The sequence below is a fragment of the Kitasatospora sp. NPDC057738 genome, assembly GCF_042798815.1.
GTDB classification, from domain to species: domain Bacteria; phylum Actinomycetota; class Actinomycetes; order Streptomycetales; family Streptomycetaceae; genus Kitasatospora; species Kitasatospora lactacystinica.
In genome coordinates this window covers 2806-22406 of the sequence record NZ_JBHVJT010000020.1, presented here as the reverse complement: position 1 = coordinate 22406, position 19601 = coordinate 2806, and the positions used below count along the sequence as shown (strand labels likewise).

The window sequence follows — 19601 nt, the reverse complement described above, 5'->3', positions numbered from 1 at the left end:
GATAACAGACGACAGCGAACAGATTTTGAAATCTGTTCGCTGTCGTGCCACAGTGGGATCCGGGCCACCCTGCCCCCGCCTCCCGGCGCCGCACCCGCCCCTTGGAGTCCCCGTGTCCCCGCACACCCGCCCCGCCCAGCGCACCCTCGGCACCACCGGGCCGGTCACCTCGGCCCTCGGCCTCGGCTGCATGGGCATGTCCGACCTGTACGGCCCGGCCGACGAGGCCGAGAGCATCGCCACCATCCACGCGGCCCTCGACGCCGGAATCACCCTCCTCGACACCGGCGACTTCTACGGCATGGGCCACAACGAGCTGCTGATCCACGAAGCGCTGCGCGGCCGCGACCGCGAGAGCGTGCAGATCAGCGTGAAGTTCGGCGCCCAGCGCGGCCCCGACGGCCAGTGGCTCGGCTACAGCACGAGCCCCGCCGCCACCAAGACCGCGCTCTCCTACACCCTGCGCCGCCTGCGCACCGACCACATCGACGTCTACCGCCCGGCCCGTCTGGACCCGGACGTCCCGATCGAGGAGACCGTCGGCGCCATCGCCGACCTGGTGAAGGCCGGCTACGTCCGCCACATCGGGCTCTCCGAGGTCGGCGCCGACACCCTGCGCCGGGCCGCCGCCGTCCACCCGATCAGCGACCTCCAGATCGAGTACTCGCTGCTCTCCCGCTCGATCGAGGCCGCCGTCCTGCCCGCCGCCCGCGAGCTCGGCATCGGCATCACCGCCTACGGCGTGCTCTCCCGCGGCCTGCTCAGCGGCCACTGGGACCGGGAACGCGCCCTCGCCGGCACCGACTTCCGCAGCCACAGTCCGCGCTTCCAGGGCGAGAACCTGGCCCACAACCTGGCGTTGGTCGAGGCCCTGCGCGAGATCGCCGCCGCGCGGGGCGCGACCGTCGCCCAGGTCGCCATCGCCTGGGTGGCCTCGCGCGGGCAGGACGTCGTCCCGCTGGTCGGCGCCCGCCGCCGGGACCGTCTGACCGAGGCCCTCGGCGCGCTCGACGTCACGCTGACCGGGCCCGATCTCGCCGCCGTCGAGGCCGCCGTACCCGCCGGCGCCGCCGCAGGTGACCGGTACGCTGCCGCACAGATGGCCCACCTGGACAGCGAGCACTGACCGCACCACCGGCGCCGCCGCACGACCCAACCGCACGACCCGACCGCACGACCCGACCGCACGATCCAAAGGACGGACCTCCCCGTGACCACGGACACCACACTCACCGCCGAGCAGATCCTGATCGCGGCGGAGGACGTCCTCCGGCGGTTCGGCCCGGCCAAGGCCACCGTCGTGGACGTCGCCCGCATCCTCGGCGTCAGCCACAGCAGCGTCTACCGCCACTTCCCCAGCAAGGCCGCGCTGCGCGAGGCGGTCACCCAGCGCTGGCTGGACCAGGCGCACCACGAGCTGGCGACCGTCTCCAACGAGGGCGGCCCCGCCTCCGAGCGACTGCACCGCTGGCTGAGGACGCTGTTCACGGCCAAGCGGAAGAAGGCGCTGGACGACCCGGAGCTGTTCGCCACCTACATGGTGCTGGTCGAGGAGAACAGCGGCCTGGTGAACGCCCATGTCGACACCCTGGTCGACCAGATCGCGCAGATCGTCACGGACGGCACGGAGCGCAAGGAGTTCAAGCTCGCCCACATCCGCAACACCGCCCGCGCCGTCTTCGACGCCACCGGCCCCTTCCACGACCCGGCCTACGCGTCCACCTGGTCCACGCCCGGGGTCGACGACCGGTTCGAGGCCGTCTGGAAGCTCGTCCTCGGCGGCCTGAAGGCGAAGTGACGGCACGTCAGCACCCGGGGCGCCGGCGACCGGCGGGAAATCCGTTCGCCGGCGCCCCGCCCGTCCGGCAGACTGCCGCGCACAGTTGATCTCACTCGGAGGATGACATGCGTGCGGCCCGCCCGGTCCTGGACAGCCTGGAGGGACTCGCCCTCGGCGATGCCTTCGGCGACCGCTGGTTCTCGGTCCCGCCGGACGAGGCACCCGCCGCGCTGGCCGCCCGCCTGGTCCGGCGCGCGCCCTGGCACTGGACCGACGACACCGCCATGGCACTCGTGCTGGTCCGCCACCTGCTCGCTGCGGGAGAGGTCCGGCCGGACGCGCTCGCCCGGGAGTTCGCCGCCGAGTACGCCCGTGAGTACGGCCGCAAGTACGGCCCGTCGATGCACCGGGTCCTGCGCGGGATCGGCGCCGGCGGGGACTGGCGCGCCATCACCGCGGGCCAGTTCGAGGGTCAGGGCTCGCACGGGAACGGCGCCGCGATGCGGGTCGCCCCACTGGGGGCCTGGTTCGCCGACGACCTCGACACGGTGGTCCGGCAGGCCGAACTGCAGGCGCTCACCACCCACTTCCACCCGGAGGCGGTCGCCGGCGCGGTGGCGGTCGCCCTCGCGGCGGCGCTGGCGGTCCGGAGCCGGGGCGGAAGCCCGCCCGGCCGGGCCGAGTTGCTGACCGAGGTCGCCGGACGGCTGCCGGACTGCGAGGTCCGCTCCGGGCTGCGGATCGCCGCCCGGTTGCCCGGGCACACCAGCGTCCGGCACGCCGCCGGCGTGCTCGGCTCGGGGACGCTGATCTCCGCCCCGGACACCGTGCCGTTCGCCCTCTGGTCCGCGGCCGGGCACCTGGACTCGCTGTCCGAGGCCGTCTGGCACACCCTGGAGGGCTGGGGCGACAAGGACACCACCTGCGCCATCGCCGCCGGCGTGGTCGCCGCCCGGACCGGACTCGCGGACGTACCGCCCGGCTGGCTCACCGCCCGCGAGCCGCTCCCGGACTGGGTCACCGAGGCGTCCGGGGCCGCCGGGGCCGCCGGCCGCGGTCCGGTGGTCAGCGGCGGGTGATGAAGCGGAACACCTTGTAGGCGAGGAGCAGGACCATCGCGCCGCCGATCGCCGACACCCAGGTCGTGATGTCGAGGAAGCTCACCTTCACCGCCCCGTGCATCCAGTTCGAGACGATCCAGGTGCCGATGTAGGAGCCGGTGATCCCGATCAGGGTGCTGCCGATCAGGCCGCGCTCACCCCTCGACATCGCCATCCTGGCCAGCGTCCCCGACACCAGGCCCAGCACGATCCACGCCATCCAGCTCATCCGCCGCCCCTTGCGTCATCGGTGTGACGACCCCGTCGAGCCCCCGGGTCCGACCGGAAGGACGTACGAGAGCCCCGCACCGTTCCAGCGCCCGGAAGGACCGGTGCGAACCGGCCATCCGGGCGCGGCCGCTCCGGGCGGCGAACCCCCTCACGGCAGGCCGCCCCATGGCCTCCCGGGTACCGGTGACGGAACGAACCCGGCCGTCAGCGGCGCGAGTTGCCGAACAGCAGCCGGTAGACGATCAGCAGCACCAGGGCGCCGCCGATCGCCGACACCCAGGTCGCGGCGTCGAAGAAGTGCGCGGTGACCGAGCGGTGCAGGAAGTGCGACGCGATCCAGCCGCCGACGAACGATCCGGCGATGCCGATCAGGGTGGTCACGATCAGGCCGCCCGGGTCCTTCCCCGGCAGCAGCAGCTTGGCCAGCGCACCCGCCAGCAGGCCCAGCACGATCCACGCGACGATGCTCATTCCGACATCCCCTCCCGTCCGCGGCGCCCCGGGCCCCGTCCCGTGCGCTCTGCCCGGAAGGACGCCTCCGCCCGCCACCCGGTTCCGCCGCCCGGTTCGGCCGCCCGGCCCACCGCAGGGATCGGACGGGGTCCGCCACGTGGTCAGCCACGGCGCCCGCCACCTGCAGGCCGGCGTTCGATACCGGTCGGTGGGGCCGGGCCACCCCCGCGCGTGGCGCCCTTCCTGCCCGCCGCCGACGCCGAAATACTGCGACCATGCGCATCCTGATCGCCACCGCCGGCTCCCGGGGCGACGTGGCCCCCTTCACCGGGCTCGGCGTCCGCCTGCGGGCGGCCGGACATCAGGTGGCCGTCGCGACCCACGACACCTTCGCCGGGCCCGTACGGGCCGCCGGGCTGGAGTTCCGCCCGCTACCGGTCGACCCGCGCGCCGAACTCGCCTCCGCCGAGGGCCGGCGCCTGCTGCGGGCCGGCAGCGGACCGAGTGGAATCCTGCAACTCCTGCGGCTCGCCAGGAGGTTCATGCCCGCACTCGGCGAGGGCATCGCCGATGCCACGGCGCTCGGCACCGATCTGCTGCTGACCACCAGCACCACCAGCGCGCTCGGCCAGGTCGCCGCCGAGGCGGCCGGCATCCCCAGCATCGGGCTGTACCTCCAGCCCCTCTCCCCCACCCGGGAGTTCGCGCCCGCCGTCACCGGCACCCGGTCGCTCGGCCGGTCCGGCAACCTGCTGGCGGGGCACGCCGTCCAGGCCGCGACGGACCAGCTCTTCGGGCCGGCCGTCCGCGGGCTGCGGCAGCGACTCGGCCTGCCGCCGCTCGGCGTCGCCCGGGCCCGTCGCAACCACCCCGTCCTGCACGGCTTCTCGCCGCTGGTGGTGCCCCGGCCCGCCGACTGGCACCCCCGGCTGGACGTGGCGGGCTACTGGTGGCCGCCCGAGCGGCCGGACTGGACACCCCCGGACCGGCTGCTCGACTTCCTCGCCGCCGGACCGCCGCCGGTCTTCGTCGGCTTCGGCAGCCTGGTCGTCCCCGACCCCGAGCGGCTCACCGCCACCGTCCTCGCCGCCGCCCGCGCCGCCCGGGTGCGCCTCCTCCTCCAGTCCGGCTGGAGCGAACTGGCCGCCGAGGACTCGGACTCCGTCCTGACCATCGGCGACACCCCGCACGACTGGCTCTTCCCCCGCACCGCCGTCGTGGTCCACCACGCGGGCGCCGGAACAACGGCAGCCGCCCTGCGCTCCGGGACTCCCACCGTCCCCGTACCCGCCCAGCTCGACGCACCGTTCTGGTCCGCCCGGCTGGCCCTGCTCGGCGTCTCCCCCGGTCCCGTCCCGCTGCGCACCCTGACCCCCGCCCGCCTCGCCACCGCCCTCCGCCTGACCCTCGACGACCCCCGCTACCGCACCCGCGCCAGGGCCGTCGCGACGGCCCTGGCCGTCGAGGACGGCACCGCGAAAGTCCTCGCCGCCGTCGACCGGGCGGCGGCAGCGGCCGGGTGAGGAGCGACCGGCGGCAGCGGGCGACGGGCGGCAGGCGACAGGCGACAGGCGACAGGCGACAGGCGAACGACGGCGAACGACGAACAGCCGACAACCAACAGCTGACAGATTTCAAAATCTGTCAGCTGTTCGCCGTCATCCGTCAGCCCTCCCCCGCCCGCGCAACTCCCCTCCCGAACAGCCCGCTCAGCCCCAGGTACACCACGGCCGCCGCCGCGAGCCCAACGGCCCAGCCGTAATCGGCGAGCGGCTTGAGGACGGGGATCAGGCCGTCCGCCGGGAACGGACCCTGCTTCGCCCCATCGGCGTCAAGGGTGGAGTACGAGCCACCGACCGCCAGCACGCCGCCCACCAGGAGCGCCGTGACGGCCCTCCAGTTCCAACCGGCCGCGTACCAGTACGCCCCGCCCGGCCGGTACAGCTCGGCGAGCCGGAGGCGGGTGCGACGCAGCACCCAGTAATCGGCGATCAGCACTCCGCCGACGGTGCCGAGCAGGCCGCCGACCACGCCCAGCCAGGTGAAGATGTACACGTGCGGGTCGGAGATCAGCCGCCACGGGAGGATCGCGATCCCGACCACCCCCGTGATCAGCGCCCCGGTCCGGAAGCCGACGAGGCGGGGCAGCAGGTTGGCGAGGTCGTAGGCGGGCGACACGACGTTGGCGGCGATGTTCACCGACAGCGTCGCGACCAGCACTGTCAGCAGCGCGAACAGGATGCCGACCGGGTTCTCCATCTTGGCGGCCAGCTGGATCGGATCCCACACCGGCACCCCGTAGACCGCCTCGGAGCCAGAGGTGACCAGCACGGACAGGAACGCGAAGAGCGTCATCGTGGTCGGCAGGCCGAGCGCCTGCCCGCGTATCTGGGCGCGCTGGCTGCCGCCGAAGCGGGTGAAGTCGGGGATGTTCAGCGCGAGCGTGGACCAGAACCCGATCATGCCCATCAGCGCCGGGAAGAAGACCTTCCAGAAGCCGCCGCCCCACCCCAGCCTGGACGGCTGGTCGAGCAGCGGTCCGAGCCCGCCCGCCTTGACGGTGATCCACACCAGCAGCGCGAGCGCGCCGACGATGACGAACGGCGCCGCCCAGTTCTCGAACCGCCGCAGGGCCTCCATCCCCCGCGCGATGATGGCCATCTCGATCAGCCAGAACAGCAGGAACGAGAGCCACTGGGTCCACGGGTGTCCGCCGAACTCACCGGCGGTGCGCCAGGATTCACCGAGCAGTTTGCCGGCCAGCAGGAAGATGCCCTCGCCGCCGATCCAGGTCTGGATGCCGAACCAGGCGCAGGCCACCGCCGCCCGCAGCAGGGCCGGCAGGTTGGCGCCGCGCAGCCCGAACGAGGCGCGGGCGAAGACCGGGAACGGGATGCCGTACTTGGTGCCGGCGTGCCCGGTGAGCAGCATCGGGACCAGCACGACGAGGTTGGCGAGTGCGATGGTCAGCACCGCCTGCTTCCAGTCCATGCCGAGCGCGACCAGGCCCGAAGCCAGGGTCCAGGACGGGATGTTGTGGGCCATGCCGACCCAGAGCGCGAGGAAGTTGTACGTGGTCCAGGTGCGCCGCGCCACCGGGACCGGCCGCAGGTCGTCGCTGGTGAATCCGTTGGGGGGCAACTGTCCGTCGGCCGGGCCGAGTTCGACCCGGCCGTCGGAGTGGTGCAGCTGTCTGCTGCCACTGGTTTCGGTTCCGGACACGGACAACTCCCGTCCGCCGCGGCCGAATCAGCGGCCGGGCTCAGGTTGGGGTCAGGGGCGGGTTCACAGGCAGCTTCACGGGCAGGTACACGGCCGGGTTCACAGGCAGGTACACGGTCGGCTTCACGGCCGGGTTCACAGACAGGCGCACAGGATGGTCACGATCGACGGCACGGGCAGGACTTCACACGGAACTGCGCGGGCCGGCGTCACAGGTGCGGGATGACGTCCGTCCCGTACGCGTCGATGGTGGCCTCGATGGCGTCGTGCATGGCGTAGACGGCGAACTGGTCGACGCCGAGCGAGCGGAGCTCCGCCAGCCGGGCCCGGTGTGCCTCCGGCGGGCCGATCAGGCAGAAGCGGTCGACGATCTCGTCCGGGACGAAGGCCGTGTCCGGGTTCCCGGCCCGCCCGTGGTGGCTGTAGTCGTAGCCCTGCCGGCCCTTGATGTACTCGGTGAGCGCCTCCGGCACCAGGTCGGAGTGCTCGCCGTAGTGGCTGACCAGGTCGGCCACGTGGTTGCCCACCATCCCGCCGAACCAGCGGCACTGCTCCCGGGCGTGGGCGAGCGCCTCGGGCGAGTCGTCGGCGGTGACGTAGGCCGGGGCGGCGACGCAGACGGTGACCGAGCCCGGATCCCGGCCGGCCTCGACGGCGGCGGCCCGTACCGCCTTGATCATGAACTCGGTGAGGTACGGATCGGCCAGCTGCAGGATGAAACCGTCGGCCTGACGGCCCGTCAGGTTCAGTGCCTTCGGGCCGTAAGCCCCCATCCAGATCGGCAGCGACGCGCCGGAGCGAACCCACGGCAGGTGCATCTCGGTTCCGTCCACCTCGGCGGTGCGCCCCTCGGCCAACTCCTTGATGGCGTGCATGGCTTCGGAGAGCCGGGCGAGGGTGGCGGGGCGTCGTCCGGCGACCCGCATGGCGGAGTCGCCGCGGCCGATGCCGCAGACGGTCCGGTTGCCGTACATGTCGTTGAGCGTGGCGAAGGTGGAGGCGGTCACCTCCCAGGTGCGGGTTCCGGGGTTGGTGACCATCGGGCCGACGGTCATCCGCTCGGTCTCGGCGAGGATCCGGCTGTAGATGACGAAGGGCTCCTGCCACAGCACGCAGGAGTCGAAGGTCCAGCCGTGGCTGAAACCGGCCTGCTCGGCGCGGATCATCCGGTCGATGAGCAGCCGGGCGGGCGGGTCGGTCTGAAGGACGAGGCCGATGTCCATGGAGGGCTCCAGGTAAGGGTTCTGCCCGCCGCCGACCGGCCACCGACCGGATCGGAGCGGCGGGCGGACAGCGGTCGGACGGCGAGCGGTGGAACGGCGAGCAGGCGGCGCCAGGTGACGCCGCACGGCGGGAGGGGCGGGAAGCGGGAGAGGGCTCAGACCAGGTACTGGCAGGTGTCCCGGCGCAGGAAGGCGCCGTGGCCGGCCCGGCCGAGCCAGGCGCCGTCGTCCAGCACGACGGTGCCGCGCGACATCACCGTCCTTGCCCGGCCGGTGAGTCGGCGGCCCTCGTAGGCCGAGTAGTCCACGTTCATGTGGTGGGTCGCGGCGGAGACGGTCTGCACCGCGGTGGGGTCGTAGACCACCAGGTCGGCGTCGGCGCCCGGGGCGATCGTGCCCTTGCGCGGGTGCAGGCCGAACATCCGGGCCGGGGTGGTGCAGGCGATCTCGACCCAGCGGCGCCGGCTGATGTGCCCGTCCACCACGGCCTGGTGGAGCAGGTCCATCCGGTTCTCGACGCCGGGCAGGCCGTTGGGGATCTTCGAGAAGTCGCCCCGGCCCAGCTCCTTCTGGCCGACGAAGCAGAACGGGCAGTGGTCGGTGGAGACCACCTGGAGGTCGTTGGTGCGCAGCCCGCGCCAGAGCGCCTCCTGGTGTTCGCGCGGCCTGAGCGGCGTGCTGCACACGTACTTGGCGCCCTCGAAGCCGTCGGCGCCCTCCTCGGCGAGGTTGTCGGTGGAGAGGAAGAGGTACTGCGGGCAGGTCTCGCCGAAGACGTTGAGGCCGGTGTCCCTGGCCTGGGCGATTTCGGCGAGCGCGGCGGCGGCGGAGACGTGCACCACGTAGAGCGGGCTGCCGGCCACCTGGGCGAGCTTGATCGCCCGGTGGGTGGCCTCCGCCTCCAGCAGTTCGCGGCGGACCTCGCCGTGGTAGCGGGGGGCGGTCCTCCCGGCGGCGAGCGCCTGCTCGACCAGGACGTCGATGGCGATGCCGTTCTCCGCGTGCATCATGATCAGCCCGCCGTTGGCGGCGCCGCGCTGCATGGCGCGCAGGATGCGGCCGTCGTCGCTGTAGAAGACGCCGGGGTAGGCCATGAAGAGCTTGAAGGAGGTGGACTCGCCGGAGTCCACGAGGGCGTCCATCTCCTTCAGCACGGCGTCGTTGACGTCGGAGACGATGGTGTGGAAGGCGTAGTCGATCGCGCAGTTGCCCTCGGCCTTGGCGTGCCAGGCGTCCAGGCCCTCGCGCAGCGAGCCGCCGACCGGCTGGACGGCGAAGTCCACGATGGTGGTGGTGCCGCCCCAGGCGGCGGCCCGGGTGCCGGTCTCGAAGGTGTCGGAGGCCGCGGTGCCGCCGAACGGCAGTTCCATGTGGGTGTGGGCGTCGACGCCGCCCGGGATGACGTAGTGGCCGGTGGCGTCGATGACGGTGTCGGCGGTCCAGGCCCCGGCGGCGGAGCTGCCGGTGGCGGCGAGGGCGGCGATGCGCTCGCCCTCGATCAGGACGTCGGCGTGGACCTCCTCGGTCGCGGTGATGACGAGGCCGCCGCGGACGACGGTGCGCTGGTGCGGGTCGCGGGCGGCCCGCACGTCGTTGGTGGTCATCGCGCTGCTCCTCACGCCTCGGCGAGCGGTCCGTAGGCGTCGGGCCTGCGGTCGCGGTAGAACGCCCACTGCTGGCGGACCTGCTCGATCAGGCCGAGGTCGAGGTCGCGGACGACGAGTTCCTCCTCCTTGTCGGAGGCGACGTCGCCGACGAACTGGCCGCGCGGGTCCACGAAGTAGGAGGTGCCGTAGAAGTCGTTGTCGCCGTACTCCTCGGTGCCGACGCGGTTGATCGCGGCGACGAAGTACTCGTTGGCGACGGCGGCGGCGGGTTGTTCGAGCTGCCAGAGGTAGGCGGACAGGCCGCGGCTGGTGGCCGAGGGGTTGTAGACGATCTGCGCGCCGGCCAGGCCCAGGGCGCGCCAGCCCTCGGGGAAGTGGCGGTCGTAGCAGATGTACACGCCGACCTTGCCGACGGCGGTGTCGAACACGGGCCAGCCGAGGTTGCCGGGCTTGAAGTAGTACTTCTCCCAGAAGCCCTTGACCTGCGGGATGTGGTGCTTGCGGTACTTGCCGAGGTAACTGCCGTCGGCGTCGATGACGGCGGCGGTGTTGTAGTAGACGCCGGGCTGCTCCTCCTCGTAGACCGGGACGACCATCACCAGCCCGAGTTCGCGGGCGAGTTCCCGCATCCGGCGCACGGTCGGGCCGTCGGGAACGGCCTCGGCCCAGCGGTAGTGCTCGGCCTCCTGGACCTGACAGAAGTACGGGGAGTTGAAGACCTCCTGGAAGCCGATGATCTTCGCGCCCTGGGCGGCGGCCTCGCGGGCGTACCGCTCGTGGAGCGCGATCATGCTCTCCTGGTCGCCGGTCCAGCGGGTCTGGACGAGCGCGGCACGGACGATCTGCGACATGGGTACCTCCGCAACTCCGCGGTCCGGCCGTGCGGTCGGGCCCGCGGTCTGAGGGTTGACGGGGCGGGTCTGACCCGCGGTTCCGCTCGGGGAACCACAGGGTCTACGTGCGTAGAAAGCGATCTGTAGACGGTAGGCCCGGCCTCGGTGGCCTGACAATACGTTGACGGAAACGCGTCTGGGGAGATCTTGTTGCGCGGACACGCGGGTGGTCCCGGGTGCGATGAAAAGACGATCTACCCCGAGAGTCGCCTCCTTACTCGTTCGAGTGAAACCGAACGCCCGGGGTGCGCACATGGCGATGGCCGGGTAAGAGCCGCGTGAACTTCGCTGTGGATCGCGATGGACCGTCAGTCCTCGCTGGTTTCATACGAGTTCGACGGCTCGGTCACGGGGGATCGAGGCGACCGAGCGGGGGTGACGATGACGGTGGTGCGGAATTCCGCGGCGGAAACGGCGGAAAGTGCGGGAGCAGCAGGCACCGCGGGAGGCGAGGCGGGAGGCGCGGCCGGAGGCACGGTTCCGGCCGGTACGGCGGCGGGCGGAAGCCCCGCGGCTCGGTCGCCCGCACTGCCCGCCTGGGCCGGCCTGCTGCTCGCCCTCGGCGCACTGGTCCCGGTCGTCCTCGGCGGGCTGCTGTTCCGGCACCTGGCACCGCAGGTACAGGACGTCGCCCTCCAACTGGCCGGTTCCCGTGCGGCCGCCGAGGCGGTGGTCGGGGGACGCGTCGCGGACCACCTGGCCGCACTGCGCGCCGACGGCTGGCTGATCGGCGGCTACGCGCTGACGCTGCTCGCCACCGCACTGCTCGGTGGGTACCTGCTCGGACCGGCACGCCGACGGCTGCCGGCGCTCGCGGTCGGCGGCGCCGGACTGCTGGCGGCCTGCTGCGACCTCGGCGAGGACGCGTTGCTGCGCGCGGGGCTCGACGGCCTCCGCCCCGGCGCGGGCGGCTCCGGCACCCCCTCCGACACCCCCTTCGCCGCCGCCACCGCGCTCGCCACCGTCAAATGGCTGCTGCTCCTGCCCGCCGGGGCGGTCGCGGCAGGACTCCTGGTGGTGACCGCCACCCGCGCCGTACGCGGGCTCCGACCGGCGCGGGCGAGCGCGAAGGCCCACGGCACCGACTCCCCCGAGCGCCCGGCGCTGATCCCGCCCTGGCCGATCGCCACCCGGCACGGCGCCCCACCGGCCGCCGCCGCGTCTCCGGACGCCCACGGCCCGCCGGGCGCCCGGGACACCCCGGTCCGGCACGCCCGCTGGCGCGACGCCGCCCGGGTGCCGCCCGGCCGCGAACCCGCCGAACTCGGCTTCTGCGCCTCCGGCGGCGGCATCCGCTCGGCCTGCGTCACCCTCGGCGCGCTCCAGTCGCTGCGGCCCTGGCTGAAACGGGCCCGCTACCTCGTCTCCGTCTCGGGCGGTGGCTACACCGTCGGCGCGCTCCAGCTCGCGCTCAGCGACTCGGCACCCGGCAGTCCCGTGCACGCCGCCTCGGGCCTGACGGCCGACACCGTGATGGAACCCGGCTCCCCCGAGGAGGACCACCTCCGCCGGCACGGCAAGTACGTCGCCGACGGCGCCGGCGAGTGGCTGGTCGCCCTCGGGACGCTGCTGCGTGGCGTCCTGTCCGCGCTCACCCTGCTGCTGGCCGCCGTCCTGACGCTCGGCCTCGGGCTCAGCCGCTGCTACCGGGCCGTGCCGCTCACCGACCTGAGCCAGCTGGCGGCCGCCGGGCTGCGCCACACCGATGCCGTACCCGGCCCGTTGGAGTTCCGGGTGCCCGCGCTCGCCGCCCTCGGCGTGCTGCTGGCCACGGCCGCCGGGTGCTGGCTGCTCTGGCTGCTGGCCTTCCCGTCGCTCGGCTGGCAGACGGTGCTGCCGCGCGCCCTGCGCCGGGCCAACCTCGGCCTCCTCGGGCTGGCCGCCCTGCTGGCCGTCGGGGTACTGGCGGTGCCGGAGCTGGCCTGGGGCGCGGTGCGGCTGCAGCAGGCGCTGGCGGCCGGGCCGCAGCTGACCGGCGCGGGTCTCGGCCTGACCGTGGCGCTCAGCTACCTGGCGCTGCTGCTCGGCATACTCTGGCGCGACCGCCGGTCGCCCGGCCGGGGTGCCACCCCACCGGGCACGGCGGACGGCGGCACCGGTCACGGCGCGGGCCGTCCCCGCGACGGTCGTGCCGCCGGCCTGCCCCGGACCCTCGTGGTGTGGTCCGCCCTCCTGGCGCTGACGGCCGGTGCGCTGCTGGCCCTCGGCTGGGCGGTCGCCACCGGGTACGCCTGGCCGACCGCCGTCCAGGTGCTGCTGCCGCTGCTGCTCGGCGCGGTCGGGCTGAACCTCGACCAGACCTGGATGAGCCTGCACCCTTTCTACCGGTTGCGACTGGCCTCGGCGTTCGCGGTCCGGCGCGCCACCGAGAGCGGCGGGTCGGTGGCCCGCCCGTACCACTTCTTCCGGGAGCAGACCTGGCTGAGCCACTATGGCGCCCGGCGCCCCGACTTCCCCCAGGTGATCTTCTCGGCGGCGGCCAACCTGTCGGGCAACTCCCGTACGCCACCGGGTCGTCCGGCAGTCTCCTTCTCGCTCTCGTACGACTACGTGGGCGGTCCGGACATCGGGTACGCGCGCACCGACCTGCTGGAGCGGCGCACCCGTCCGCACATCGCCCGGGACCTCACCGTGCAGTCGGCGATGGCCGTGTCCGGCGCCGCCTTCTCCTCCGCGATGGGACGGGAATCCCGGGTCCACCAGCGGCTCTTCGCGGTGACCAACGCCCGCCTCGGCACATGGCTGCCCAACCCGGCGGTGCTCGGCCCGGACTGGTCCGGCCCACCGGACTGGCGCCGCCCCGCGCAGCCGGCCGTCCGCCGCCTCCCGTACCAACTGCGGGAGCTGATCGGGCGGTTCCCGGCCGACGACCGCTTCCTGCTCACCACCGACGGCGGCCACTACGAGAACCTCGGGCTGGTCGAGCTGCTGCGGCACCGGGTGGGCACGGCGGTCTGCATCGACGCCAGCGGGGACGCGGGCTACGCCGTCAAGCTGGCCGCCGCGATCACCCTGGCCCGCGAGGAGCTGGGCGTCGTCATCACCCTGCACGAGCCCGAACTGCTGATCCCCGGCAGCGCCGCCGACCGGCCCACCGACCGACCCGCCGGGGGCGGCGGTGCGGACGACGGCGCGGACCATCGCGCGGACGACGGCGCGAAGGACCGCACGAACGGCCGCGCGGGCCGCCGGCCTCCCTTGCGCGGGCTCGCGGCACAGCTGTCCGCCCGGCTCTCGGCCCGGGCGGTGATCACCGGGGACATCCACTACCCGGACCTGGACGAGGGGCCCGGGGCAGTCCGGCACGGCCGGCTGGTCCTCCTCCAGGCGGTGCTGACCCCCGACATGCCGTACGAGCTGCACGCCTACGCGATGGCGAACCGGGCCTTCCCGAACGACCGCACCAGCGACCAGTGGTTCGACCACCAGCAGTTCGACGCCTACCAGACACTCGGCCGCCACCTGGGCGAGCAGGCCGCGCCCCTGGTCGAACAGGCACTGGCCGACCAGGCACTGGCCGGACCGGCGCCGGGCGCCGGCGGGTCGGTGCCCGCGCAACCGACGGGCGACACCGCGTCGGCGCCGCCCGCCACGGGTCCACCGGTTCCGCGCCACCTGGTCGAGGAATAGAGGCCGAGGAGTGGACGAGGGACGGTCGAGAAGGACGGTCGAGAAGTGCTCGAAGGACGGTCCGACCGGCGGCCGACGGGTCCGCCCGGCACCGGCAACGGACGGCGGCGGGCCGTCGGCTCGGCTTGACTTCGTCCGGTTCGCTCGGGAAAGATCCGGCGCATGGACTCCGGCGCCACTCTGGTCTGCCGCCTGCACGTCGATCTGCGACGCCAGGCGAGTTCCATCTGTGCCTGTTGACCTTGCTCTCCCCCGCCGGTCCCGCCCTGTGACGTCCGCCAGGTCCCGCGCCGCGCACCCGCACCCGCAGTTCTGACTCCTGCCCCGCCCCGGCGCACCCGTTCGTGCCGAGCCGCTCCGTCGGCCCGCGCCCGTCCGACGCCACCGGACGCCGGGCGCTTCCCGCCGACGTTCCCGCCGCACCCGAGGACGCCCCATGAGCCCGAGCCCGAGCATCAGCCGCCGCACCCGCCCGACCACCGGCCCCGAAGCCGACATCGACACCGGCTCCGACACCCGCACCGCCACCGGCACCGACGCCGACGCCGACGCCGACGCCGTTGCCATCACCACCGCCGGCATCACCACCGCCGACACCGTCGGCACAACCACCGCCGCCGGCTCCGCGAGCCCGGCGAGCGCCCCCGAGCCACCACCACCGCCGCCGCCCGCCGGGGACACCCCCGCGCCGCTCACCCCCAGCACCCTGCGGACCATCGTCCGCGAGCTGGCCGAGCGGCCCGACGAGTGGATCCACCACGTCCGCCTCTCCACCGAGGAGCGCTGGTACCGCCGCCTGGCGGCCGACGAGGACCACGAGGTGTGGCTGATCAGTTGGCTGCCCGGCCAGTCCACCGGCTTCCACGACCACGGCGGCTCGCGCGGCGCCTTCACCGTCGCCCTCGGCGAGTTGGAGGAGCTGTCCCTCGGCGGCCCGGAGCAGGGCCTGCTGATCCGGCGGATCCCGGCCGGCACCGCCCGCGCCTTCGGCCCCGAGTACGTGCACGACGTGCGCAACACCGCCGTCGGCCCTGCCGTCACCCTGCACGCCTACTCGCCGCCGCTGAGCTCGATGGCGCACTACGACCTGCGGGCCGGCGGGCTCGTCCGCACCTCCGAGGAAGGACCGGAACAATGGTGACCACGATCGACGACCTGGTGGAGCGGGCCCGGCAGGGCGTGCACCGGCCGCGCGCCCGCGAGGCCTACCAGGCCCAGTTGGACGGCGCGCTGCTGGTGGACATCCGTCCGGCGGCGCAGCGGGCGGCCGAGGGGGAGATCCCCGGCTCGCTGATCATCGAGCGCAATGTGTTGGAGTGGCGGCTCGATCCGACGGGCAGTCACCGGATCCCCGAGGCCTCGGGCTACGACGTCGAGGTGATCGTGGTCTGCTCCGAGGGCTACGCCTCCAGCCTGGCCGCCGCTTCCCTGCGCGAGCTGGGGCTGCACCGGGCGACCGACCTGGACGGCGGTTTCGTGGGCTGGGCGGCCTCCGGTCTGCCGACCCGTCAGGGCGGCTGAGGTCGCGGTCACACCGCGTGCCGGGCGGTAAATCAAGGACAGGAGATGATGCAGGTCATAGTCTGATCAGAGTTTCCGCCGGTCCAAAGCTGGGCAGCCACGCGGGCGGAAGTACGCCCGGGCGCTTGAAACCGCCGTCACCGAACGACCCGACCGAACGACCGAACGACCCAGGCGCCGCCTCCCCGGGGCGCCCTGACGAGGAAACTCCCACGTGATCAGATTCGAGGGCGCCGGAAAGCGCCACCCCGACGGCACCGTCGCGGTCGAGGGCCTGGACCTGGAGGTCCCGACCGGTCGGATAACCGTCCTGGTCGGCCCGTCCGGCTGCGGAAAGACCACCCTGCTGCGCATGGTCAACCGAATGGTCGAGCCCACCTCGGGCCGGGTCCTGCTGGACGACACGGACGTCGCGAAGCTGGAACCCGCCAAGCTGCGCCGTGGCATCGGGTACGTGATCCAGCAGGCCGGGCTCTTCCCGCACCGCAAGGTGATCGACAACATCGCCACCGTCCCCTACCTGCTCGGCTGGGACCGCAAGAAGGCCCGCGCCCGCGCCGCCGAACTGCTCGAACTGGTCGGACTCGCACCGGAGACCGCCAAGCGGTACCCGTTCCAGCTGTCCGGCGGCCAGCAGCAGCGGGTCGGCGTGGCGCGGGCGCTGGCCGCCGACCCGCCGGTGCTGCTGATGGACGAACCGTTCAGCGCGGTCGACCCGGTGGTACGGGCCGGGCTCCAGGAGGAGTTGCTGCGGCTCCAGTCCGAGCTGCACAAGACGGTGCTGTTCGTCACCCATGACATCGAGGAGGCCGTCCGGCTCGGCGACCAGGTGGTGGTGCTCCGCGAGCGCGGACGGATCGCCCAGCTGGCCGACCCGCACACCCTGCTCACCACCCCCGCCGACGAGGGCGTGGCCGCCTTCCTCGGACGCGACCGGGGCCTGCGCGGCCTCGGCCTGCGCTCCGCCCGGGCCGTCGAGCTCCGCCCGGTGGGCGACGGGCTCCGCTACGGGGGCTGGGAGTTGGCCCTGGACGACGAGCGCCGTCCGATCGGCTGGATCGACCGCGACGCCGTCGTCGCCGAACTCCAGCCGACGGCCGGCTTCCACCCGGACACCGACACCCTGCGCACCGCGCTGGACGCCGCCGTCCTCTCCCCCGCCGGGGTCGCCGTGGCGCTGGACGCCGACGGCCGGGTCACCGGCACCGCGAGCCGCGAGGCCGTCCTCGCCGCGCTGCGGCCCGACGCCTCCGGCTCGCCGCCCGCCGATGCCCCCGTCCGCATCGACAAGTCCCCGATCGCCGGAAGCCACGCGAGCGACACGGGCGGCACGGGCGGCACCGGCCTCACGGACGGCACGGACGGCACGGACGGCACGGACGGCACGGACGGCACGGACGGCACGGACGGAGCCGATGGTGGACGATGAACCGATCGTCCGCTGGTACTGGATCGGCGATCACCTCGGCTACCTCGGCCACCTGCTCGCCGACCACGCCGTGATCGCCCTCGTCCCCGTGCTCATCGGCCTGCTGCTGGCCGTCCCGCTCGGCCTGGCCTGCGCCCGCTACCCCCGGCTGTACCAGCCGCTGTCCGCCGTGTTCAACATCGTCTACGCGCTGCCCTCGCTGGCCGTGTTCGTGGTGCTGATCCCGTACACCGGCCTCGCCACCCAGGCGACCGTGATGATCCCGCTCACCTTCTACGCCCTCGCCGTGCTGCTGCCGACCACCGTGGACGGACTGCGCGCCGTCCCGGACGCCGTCCGGCAGGCCGCGACCGCGATGGGGTACGGGCCGTGGCACCGGCTGACCTCGGTCGAGCTGCCCGCCGCCGTGCCGTACCTGATCGCCGGACTGCGGGTCGCCGCGGTGTCCAGCATCTCGCTGGCGAGCGTGGGTGCGCTGGTCGGCCGCGGCGGGCTCGGCTACCTGTTCGTCGACGGCTTCCAGCGCACCTTCCCGACCCCGATCGTGGCCGGCATCGCGCTGATCGCCGTCCTGGCACTGGCCGTCGACCTGCTGCTGGTCACCGCCCGGCGGCTGCTCGCGCCCTGGGCCGTCCGGGAGAAGGGAGCCGGCTCGTGAACTGGCTGAACTGGCTGGGCGACTTCTTCACCGCCCCGGACCACCTCAGCGGGCCGGACTCGATCGCGCACCGGGTCGCCGAGCACCTGCTGCTCTCCGGCGAGGCCCTGCTGTGCGCGACGCTGCTCGCCGTCCCGCTCGGGCTGTTGATCGGCTACACCGGGCGCGGCGTCACCGTGGTGACCGCGTTCGCGGGCGCCGCCCGCGCCCTGCCCACCCTCGGCCTGGTGACGCTGGCCGTGCTGCTCGCCGGGGTCGGCGACACCGCCGTGCTGATCCCGCTGGTCGCCCTCGCCGCGCCGCCGTTGCTGGTGGCCGCCGTCGAGGGGGTGCGCGGCACCGACCCGGACGTCCGGGACGCCGCCCGCGGCATCGGGCTGACCCACCCCCAGGTGCTGCGGCAGGTCTGCCTGCCCTCGGCCGCGCCGACCCTGCTGGCCGGCTTCCGCACGGCGACCGTGCAGGTGATCGCGACCGCCACGGTGGCCGCCTACGTCGGTCTGGGCGGCCTCGGCCGCTACGTCATCGACGGGCTGGCGACCCGCCAGTACGCCGTGACCGTGGGCGGCGCGCTGCTGGTGGTGCTGCTCGCGGTCGCCGCCCAGCTGTTCTTCGCCCTGCTCGCCCGGTTCGCGCTCCCGCCCGGGGTGCGCGCCCAGCAGCGGCCCCACTGACGTCCGTCTCCCCTCACCTCCCGTTCCGGAAGGACATTTGTCATCATGTCGACAATCAACCGAAGCCGTCGCGCCGTCGTCCTCGGCACCCTCGCCGCGCTCGCCCTCGGCGCCACCGCCTGCGGATCCTCCGGCGGGGACCCGCTCGGCGGGGGGTCGAGCGCCTCGGCCCCGGCAGGCGGCTCGGGTGGCTCAGGCGGCTCAGGGTCGACGGTCGTGGTCGGCTCGGCCAACTTCCCGGAGAACGTCCTGCTCGGGTCGATCTACTCGCAGGCGCTCAAGGCCAAGGGCGTCAAGGTCCAGGAGAAGTTCAACATCGGCAGCCGCGAGGTGCTCTACGGACAGCTGCAGAGCGGCAACCTGACCGTCCTGCCGGAGTACAACGGCTCGCTGCTCGCCTACCTGGACCCCAAGTCCACCGCCGCCACCACCCAGGACGTGAACACGGCGCTCACCACGACGCTGCCCGCCTCGCTGGGCCTCCTCGAATCGTCCCCGGCCGAGGACAAGGACTCGCTCAGCGTCACCCAGGAGACGGCCGACAAGGACAACCTCAAGAGCATCGCCGACCTCGCCGCCAAGGCCGGCGAGTTCACCATCGGCGGGCCGCCGGAGTTCAAGAACCGTCGCGAGCAGCAGCTCAAGGACGTCTACGGACTGACCTTCAAGGAGTGGAAGCCCACCGCCGACACCACCGCGAACGCGCTCAAGGACGGCAACATCCAGGTCGGCAACGTGTTCACCACCGACCCGAAGATCGCTCAGTACAAGCTCGTCCCGCTGGCCGATCCGAAGAACATCTTCGGCGCGCAGAACGTCACCCCGCTGGTCTACAAGGCGGGCGTGGACGCGACCGCGACGGCGGCGCTCAACGCGGTGTCGGCCAAGCTCGACACCGCCGGGCTGGTGGCTCTGATGAAGCGCGTTTCGGTGGACAAGGAGGACCCGTCGGCGGTCGCCAAGGACTGGCTGAAGTCCAACGGGCTCGGCTGACGGCGGTCCGGCGCGGACGCCCCCGGACGCCCGTGCATGCGCGCGGACGCTCGTGGATACCTGCTGACGCCCGCGGACGCCCGCGGATACCTGCTGACGCCCGCGGACGCCCGCGGATACCTGCGGACGCCCGCGGACGCCCGCGGATCATGAACGCGGCGGACCCACAAGAACCTCCCCCCCCAAC

18 protein-coding genes are annotated in these 19601 nt (G+C 73.3%); 12 read left to right on the top strand and 6 right to left on the bottom strand.

From position 1 onward, the window contains the following. Positions 1 to 190 precede the first annotated feature (190 nt). The 3 genes from ACFVGO_RS13560 to ACFVGO_RS13550 all read left to right on the top strand — a co-directional run bounded on the left by ACFVGO_RS13560 (position 191) and on the right by ACFVGO_RS13550 (position 2859). Positions 191 to 1126, top strand: coding sequence for an aldo/keto reductase (locus ACFVGO_RS13560; protein WP_380538086.1), 936 nt, complete (start codon positions 191 to 193; stop codon positions 1124 to 1126). An 84-nt stretch (positions 1127 to 1210) separates the two neighbouring features. Further along, entirely contained in the window at positions 1211 to 1798 is a 588-nt protein-coding gene (locus ACFVGO_RS13555) for a TetR family transcriptional regulator (protein WP_359900495.1), read from the top strand. Between the two features lie 107 nt (positions 1799 to 1905). Continuing rightward, on the top strand, positions 1906 to 2859 hold the full coding sequence (locus ACFVGO_RS13550; RefSeq protein WP_380631853.1) for an ADP-ribosylglycohydrolase family protein: 954 nt from the start codon (positions 1906 to 1908) through the stop codon (positions 2857 to 2859). Here ACFVGO_RS13550 and ACFVGO_RS13545 read toward each other — a convergent pair. Together ACFVGO_RS13545 and ACFVGO_RS13540 are read right to left on the bottom strand one after the other, a co-directional pair. After that, a complete protein-coding gene (locus ACFVGO_RS13545; protein WP_359900491.1) occupies positions 2846 to 3109 on the bottom strand; it encodes a GlsB/YeaQ/YmgE family stress response membrane protein in 264 nt (87 codons plus the stop codon). The genes ACFVGO_RS13550 and ACFVGO_RS13545 overlap by 14 nt on opposite strands. Positions 3110 to 3315: 206 nt before the next feature. Then, positions 3316 to 3582, bottom strand: a complete 267-nt coding sequence (locus ACFVGO_RS13540) for a GlsB/YeaQ/YmgE family stress response membrane protein (protein WP_355254305.1) — start codon at positions 3580 to 3582, stop codon at positions 3316 to 3318. A gap of 257 nt (positions 3583 to 3839) precedes the next feature. Here ACFVGO_RS13540 and ACFVGO_RS13535 point away from each other — a divergent pair, with 257 nt between their 5' ends. Next, a complete protein-coding gene (locus ACFVGO_RS13535; RefSeq protein ID WP_380631850.1) occupies positions 3840 to 5087 on the top strand; it encodes a glycosyltransferase in 1248 nt (415 codons plus the stop codon). A gap of 142 nt (positions 5088 to 5229) precedes the next feature. Here the strand turns inward: ACFVGO_RS13535 and ACFVGO_RS13530 are convergent, their stop codons facing one another. From ACFVGO_RS13530 to ACFVGO_RS13515, 4 genes are all read right to left on the bottom strand, one after another. Continuing rightward, positions 5230 to 6786 (bottom strand): NCS1 family nucleobase:cation symporter-1, encoded by a 1557-nt coding sequence (locus tag ACFVGO_RS13530; RefSeq protein ID WP_359900485.1) that lies wholly within the window; start codon positions 6784 to 6786, stop codon positions 5230 to 5232. Positions 6787 to 6995: 209 nt separating this feature from the next. Beyond that, positions 6996 to 8009: a TIGR03842 family LLM class F420-dependent oxidoreductase gene (locus tag ACFVGO_RS13525; RefSeq protein WP_380631848.1), complete on the bottom strand. Its 1014-nt coding sequence runs from the start codon at positions 8007 to 8009 to the stop codon at positions 6996 to 6998. Between the two features lie 155 nt (positions 8010 to 8164). Beyond that, the gene (hydA, locus tag ACFVGO_RS13520) at positions 8165 to 9613 is read right to left on the bottom strand and encodes a dihydropyrimidinase (RefSeq protein ID WP_359900481.1); all 1449 of its coding nucleotides are present in this window, start codon (positions 9611 to 9613) and stop codon (positions 8165 to 8167) included. An 11-nt stretch (positions 9614 to 9624) separates the two neighbouring features. Further along, the gene (locus ACFVGO_RS13515; RefSeq protein WP_359900480.1) at positions 9625 to 10467 is read right to left on the bottom strand and encodes a nitrilase-related carbon-nitrogen hydrolase; all 843 of its coding nucleotides are present in this window, start codon (positions 10465 to 10467) and stop codon (positions 9625 to 9627) included. Positions 10468 to 10899: 432 nt separating this feature from the next. On the opposite strand from ACFVGO_RS13515, the gene ACFVGO_RS13510 reads away from it, so the two are divergent. The 8 genes from ACFVGO_RS13510 (at position 10900) to ACFVGO_RS13475 (ending at position 19414) form a co-directional block, all read left to right on the top strand. After that, positions 10900 to 14139, top strand: coding sequence for a hypothetical protein (locus tag ACFVGO_RS13510; RefSeq protein ID WP_380631845.1), 3240 nt, complete (start codon positions 10900 to 10902; stop codon positions 14137 to 14139). Between the two features lie 162 nt (positions 14140 to 14301). Beyond that, a complete protein-coding gene (locus ACFVGO_RS13505) occupies positions 14302 to 14379 on the top strand; it encodes a putative leader peptide (protein WP_107086570.1) in 78 nt (25 codons plus the stop codon). 196 nt (positions 14380 to 14575) lie between these two features. Further along, entirely contained in the window at positions 14576 to 15280 is a 705-nt protein-coding gene (locus ACFVGO_RS13500; protein ID WP_380631843.1) for a cysteine dioxygenase, read from the top strand. Continuing rightward, positions 15274 to 15660: a rhodanese-like domain-containing protein gene (locus tag ACFVGO_RS13495; protein WP_359900474.1), complete on the top strand. Its 387-nt coding sequence runs from the start codon at positions 15274 to 15276 to the stop codon at positions 15658 to 15660. The genes ACFVGO_RS13500 and ACFVGO_RS13495 overlap by 7 nt, the downstream gene beginning before the upstream one ends. 214 nt (positions 15661 to 15874) lie before the next feature. Beyond that, positions 15875 to 17089 (top strand): ABC transporter ATP-binding protein, encoded by a 1215-nt coding sequence (locus tag ACFVGO_RS13490; protein ID WP_380631841.1) that lies wholly within the window; start codon positions 15875 to 15877, stop codon positions 17087 to 17089. Next, positions 17076 to 17747, top strand: a complete 672-nt coding sequence (locus ACFVGO_RS13485; protein ID WP_359900470.1) for an ABC transporter permease — start codon at positions 17076 to 17078, stop codon at positions 17745 to 17747. The genes ACFVGO_RS13490 and ACFVGO_RS13485 overlap by 14 nt, the downstream gene beginning before the upstream one ends. Then, a complete protein-coding gene (locus ACFVGO_RS13480) occupies positions 17744 to 18421 on the top strand; it encodes an ABC transporter permease (RefSeq protein WP_359900468.1) in 678 nt (225 codons plus the stop codon). Before ACFVGO_RS13485 ends, ACFVGO_RS13480 begins: the two co-directional genes overlap by 4 nt. 45 nt (positions 18422 to 18466) lie before the next feature. Next, complete coding sequence (locus ACFVGO_RS13475; protein WP_359900466.1) at positions 18467 to 19414, top strand: ABC transporter substrate-binding protein; 948 nt, start codon at positions 18467 to 18469, stop codon at positions 19412 to 19414. Positions 19415 to 19601 lie beyond the last annotated feature (187 nt).

Excerpts from the sequence above, each read along its gene's own strand:
- ACFVGO_RS13560 (WP_380538086.1), top strand. The coding sequence starts at position 191 with ATGGGCATGTCCGACCTGTACGGCCCGGCCGACGAGGCCGAGAGCATC.
- ACFVGO_RS13550 (WP_380631853.1), top strand. The coding sequence starts at position 1,906 with ATGCGTGCGGCCCGCCCGGTCCTGGACAGCCTGGAGGGACTCGCCCTC.
- ACFVGO_RS13545 (WP_359900491.1), bottom strand. The coding sequence starts at position 3,109 with ATGAGCTGGATGGCGTGGATCGTGCTGGGCCTGGTGTCGGGGACGCTG.
- ACFVGO_RS13540 (WP_355254305.1), bottom strand. The coding sequence starts at position 3,582 with ATGAGCATCGTCGCGTGGATCGTGCTGGGCCTGCTGGCGGGTGCGCTG.
- ACFVGO_RS13535 (WP_380631850.1), top strand. The coding sequence starts at position 3,840 with ATGCGCATCCTGATCGCCACCGCCGGCTCCCGGGGCGACGTGGCCCCC.
- ACFVGO_RS13525 (WP_380631848.1), bottom strand. The coding sequence starts at position 8,009 with ATGGACATCGGCCTCGTCCTTCAGACCGACCCGCCCGCCCGGCTGCTC.
- hydA (WP_359900481.1), bottom strand. The coding sequence starts at position 9,613 with ATGACCACCAACGACGTGCGGGCCGCCCGCGACCCGCACCAGCGCACC.
- ACFVGO_RS13515 (WP_359900480.1), bottom strand. The coding sequence starts at position 10,467 with ATGTCGCAGATCGTCCGTGCCGCGCTCGTCCAGACCCGCTGGACCGGC.
- ACFVGO_RS13505 (WP_107086570.1), top strand. The coding sequence starts at position 14,302 with ATGGACTCCGGCGCCACTCTGGTCTGCCGCCTGCACGTCGATCTGCGA.
- ACFVGO_RS13500 (WP_380631843.1), top strand. The coding sequence starts at position 14,576 with ATGAGCCCGAGCCCGAGCATCAGCCGCCGCACCCGCCCGACCACCGGC.
- ACFVGO_RS13495 (WP_359900474.1), top strand. The coding sequence starts at position 15,274 with ATGGTGACCACGATCGACGACCTGGTGGAGCGGGCCCGGCAGGGCGTG.
- ACFVGO_RS13485 (WP_359900470.1), top strand. The coding sequence starts at position 17,076 with ATGGTGGACGATGAACCGATCGTCCGCTGGTACTGGATCGGCGATCAC.
- ACFVGO_RS13475 (WP_359900466.1), top strand. The coding sequence starts at position 18,467 with ATGTCGACAATCAACCGAAGCCGTCGCGCCGTCGTCCTCGGCACCCTC.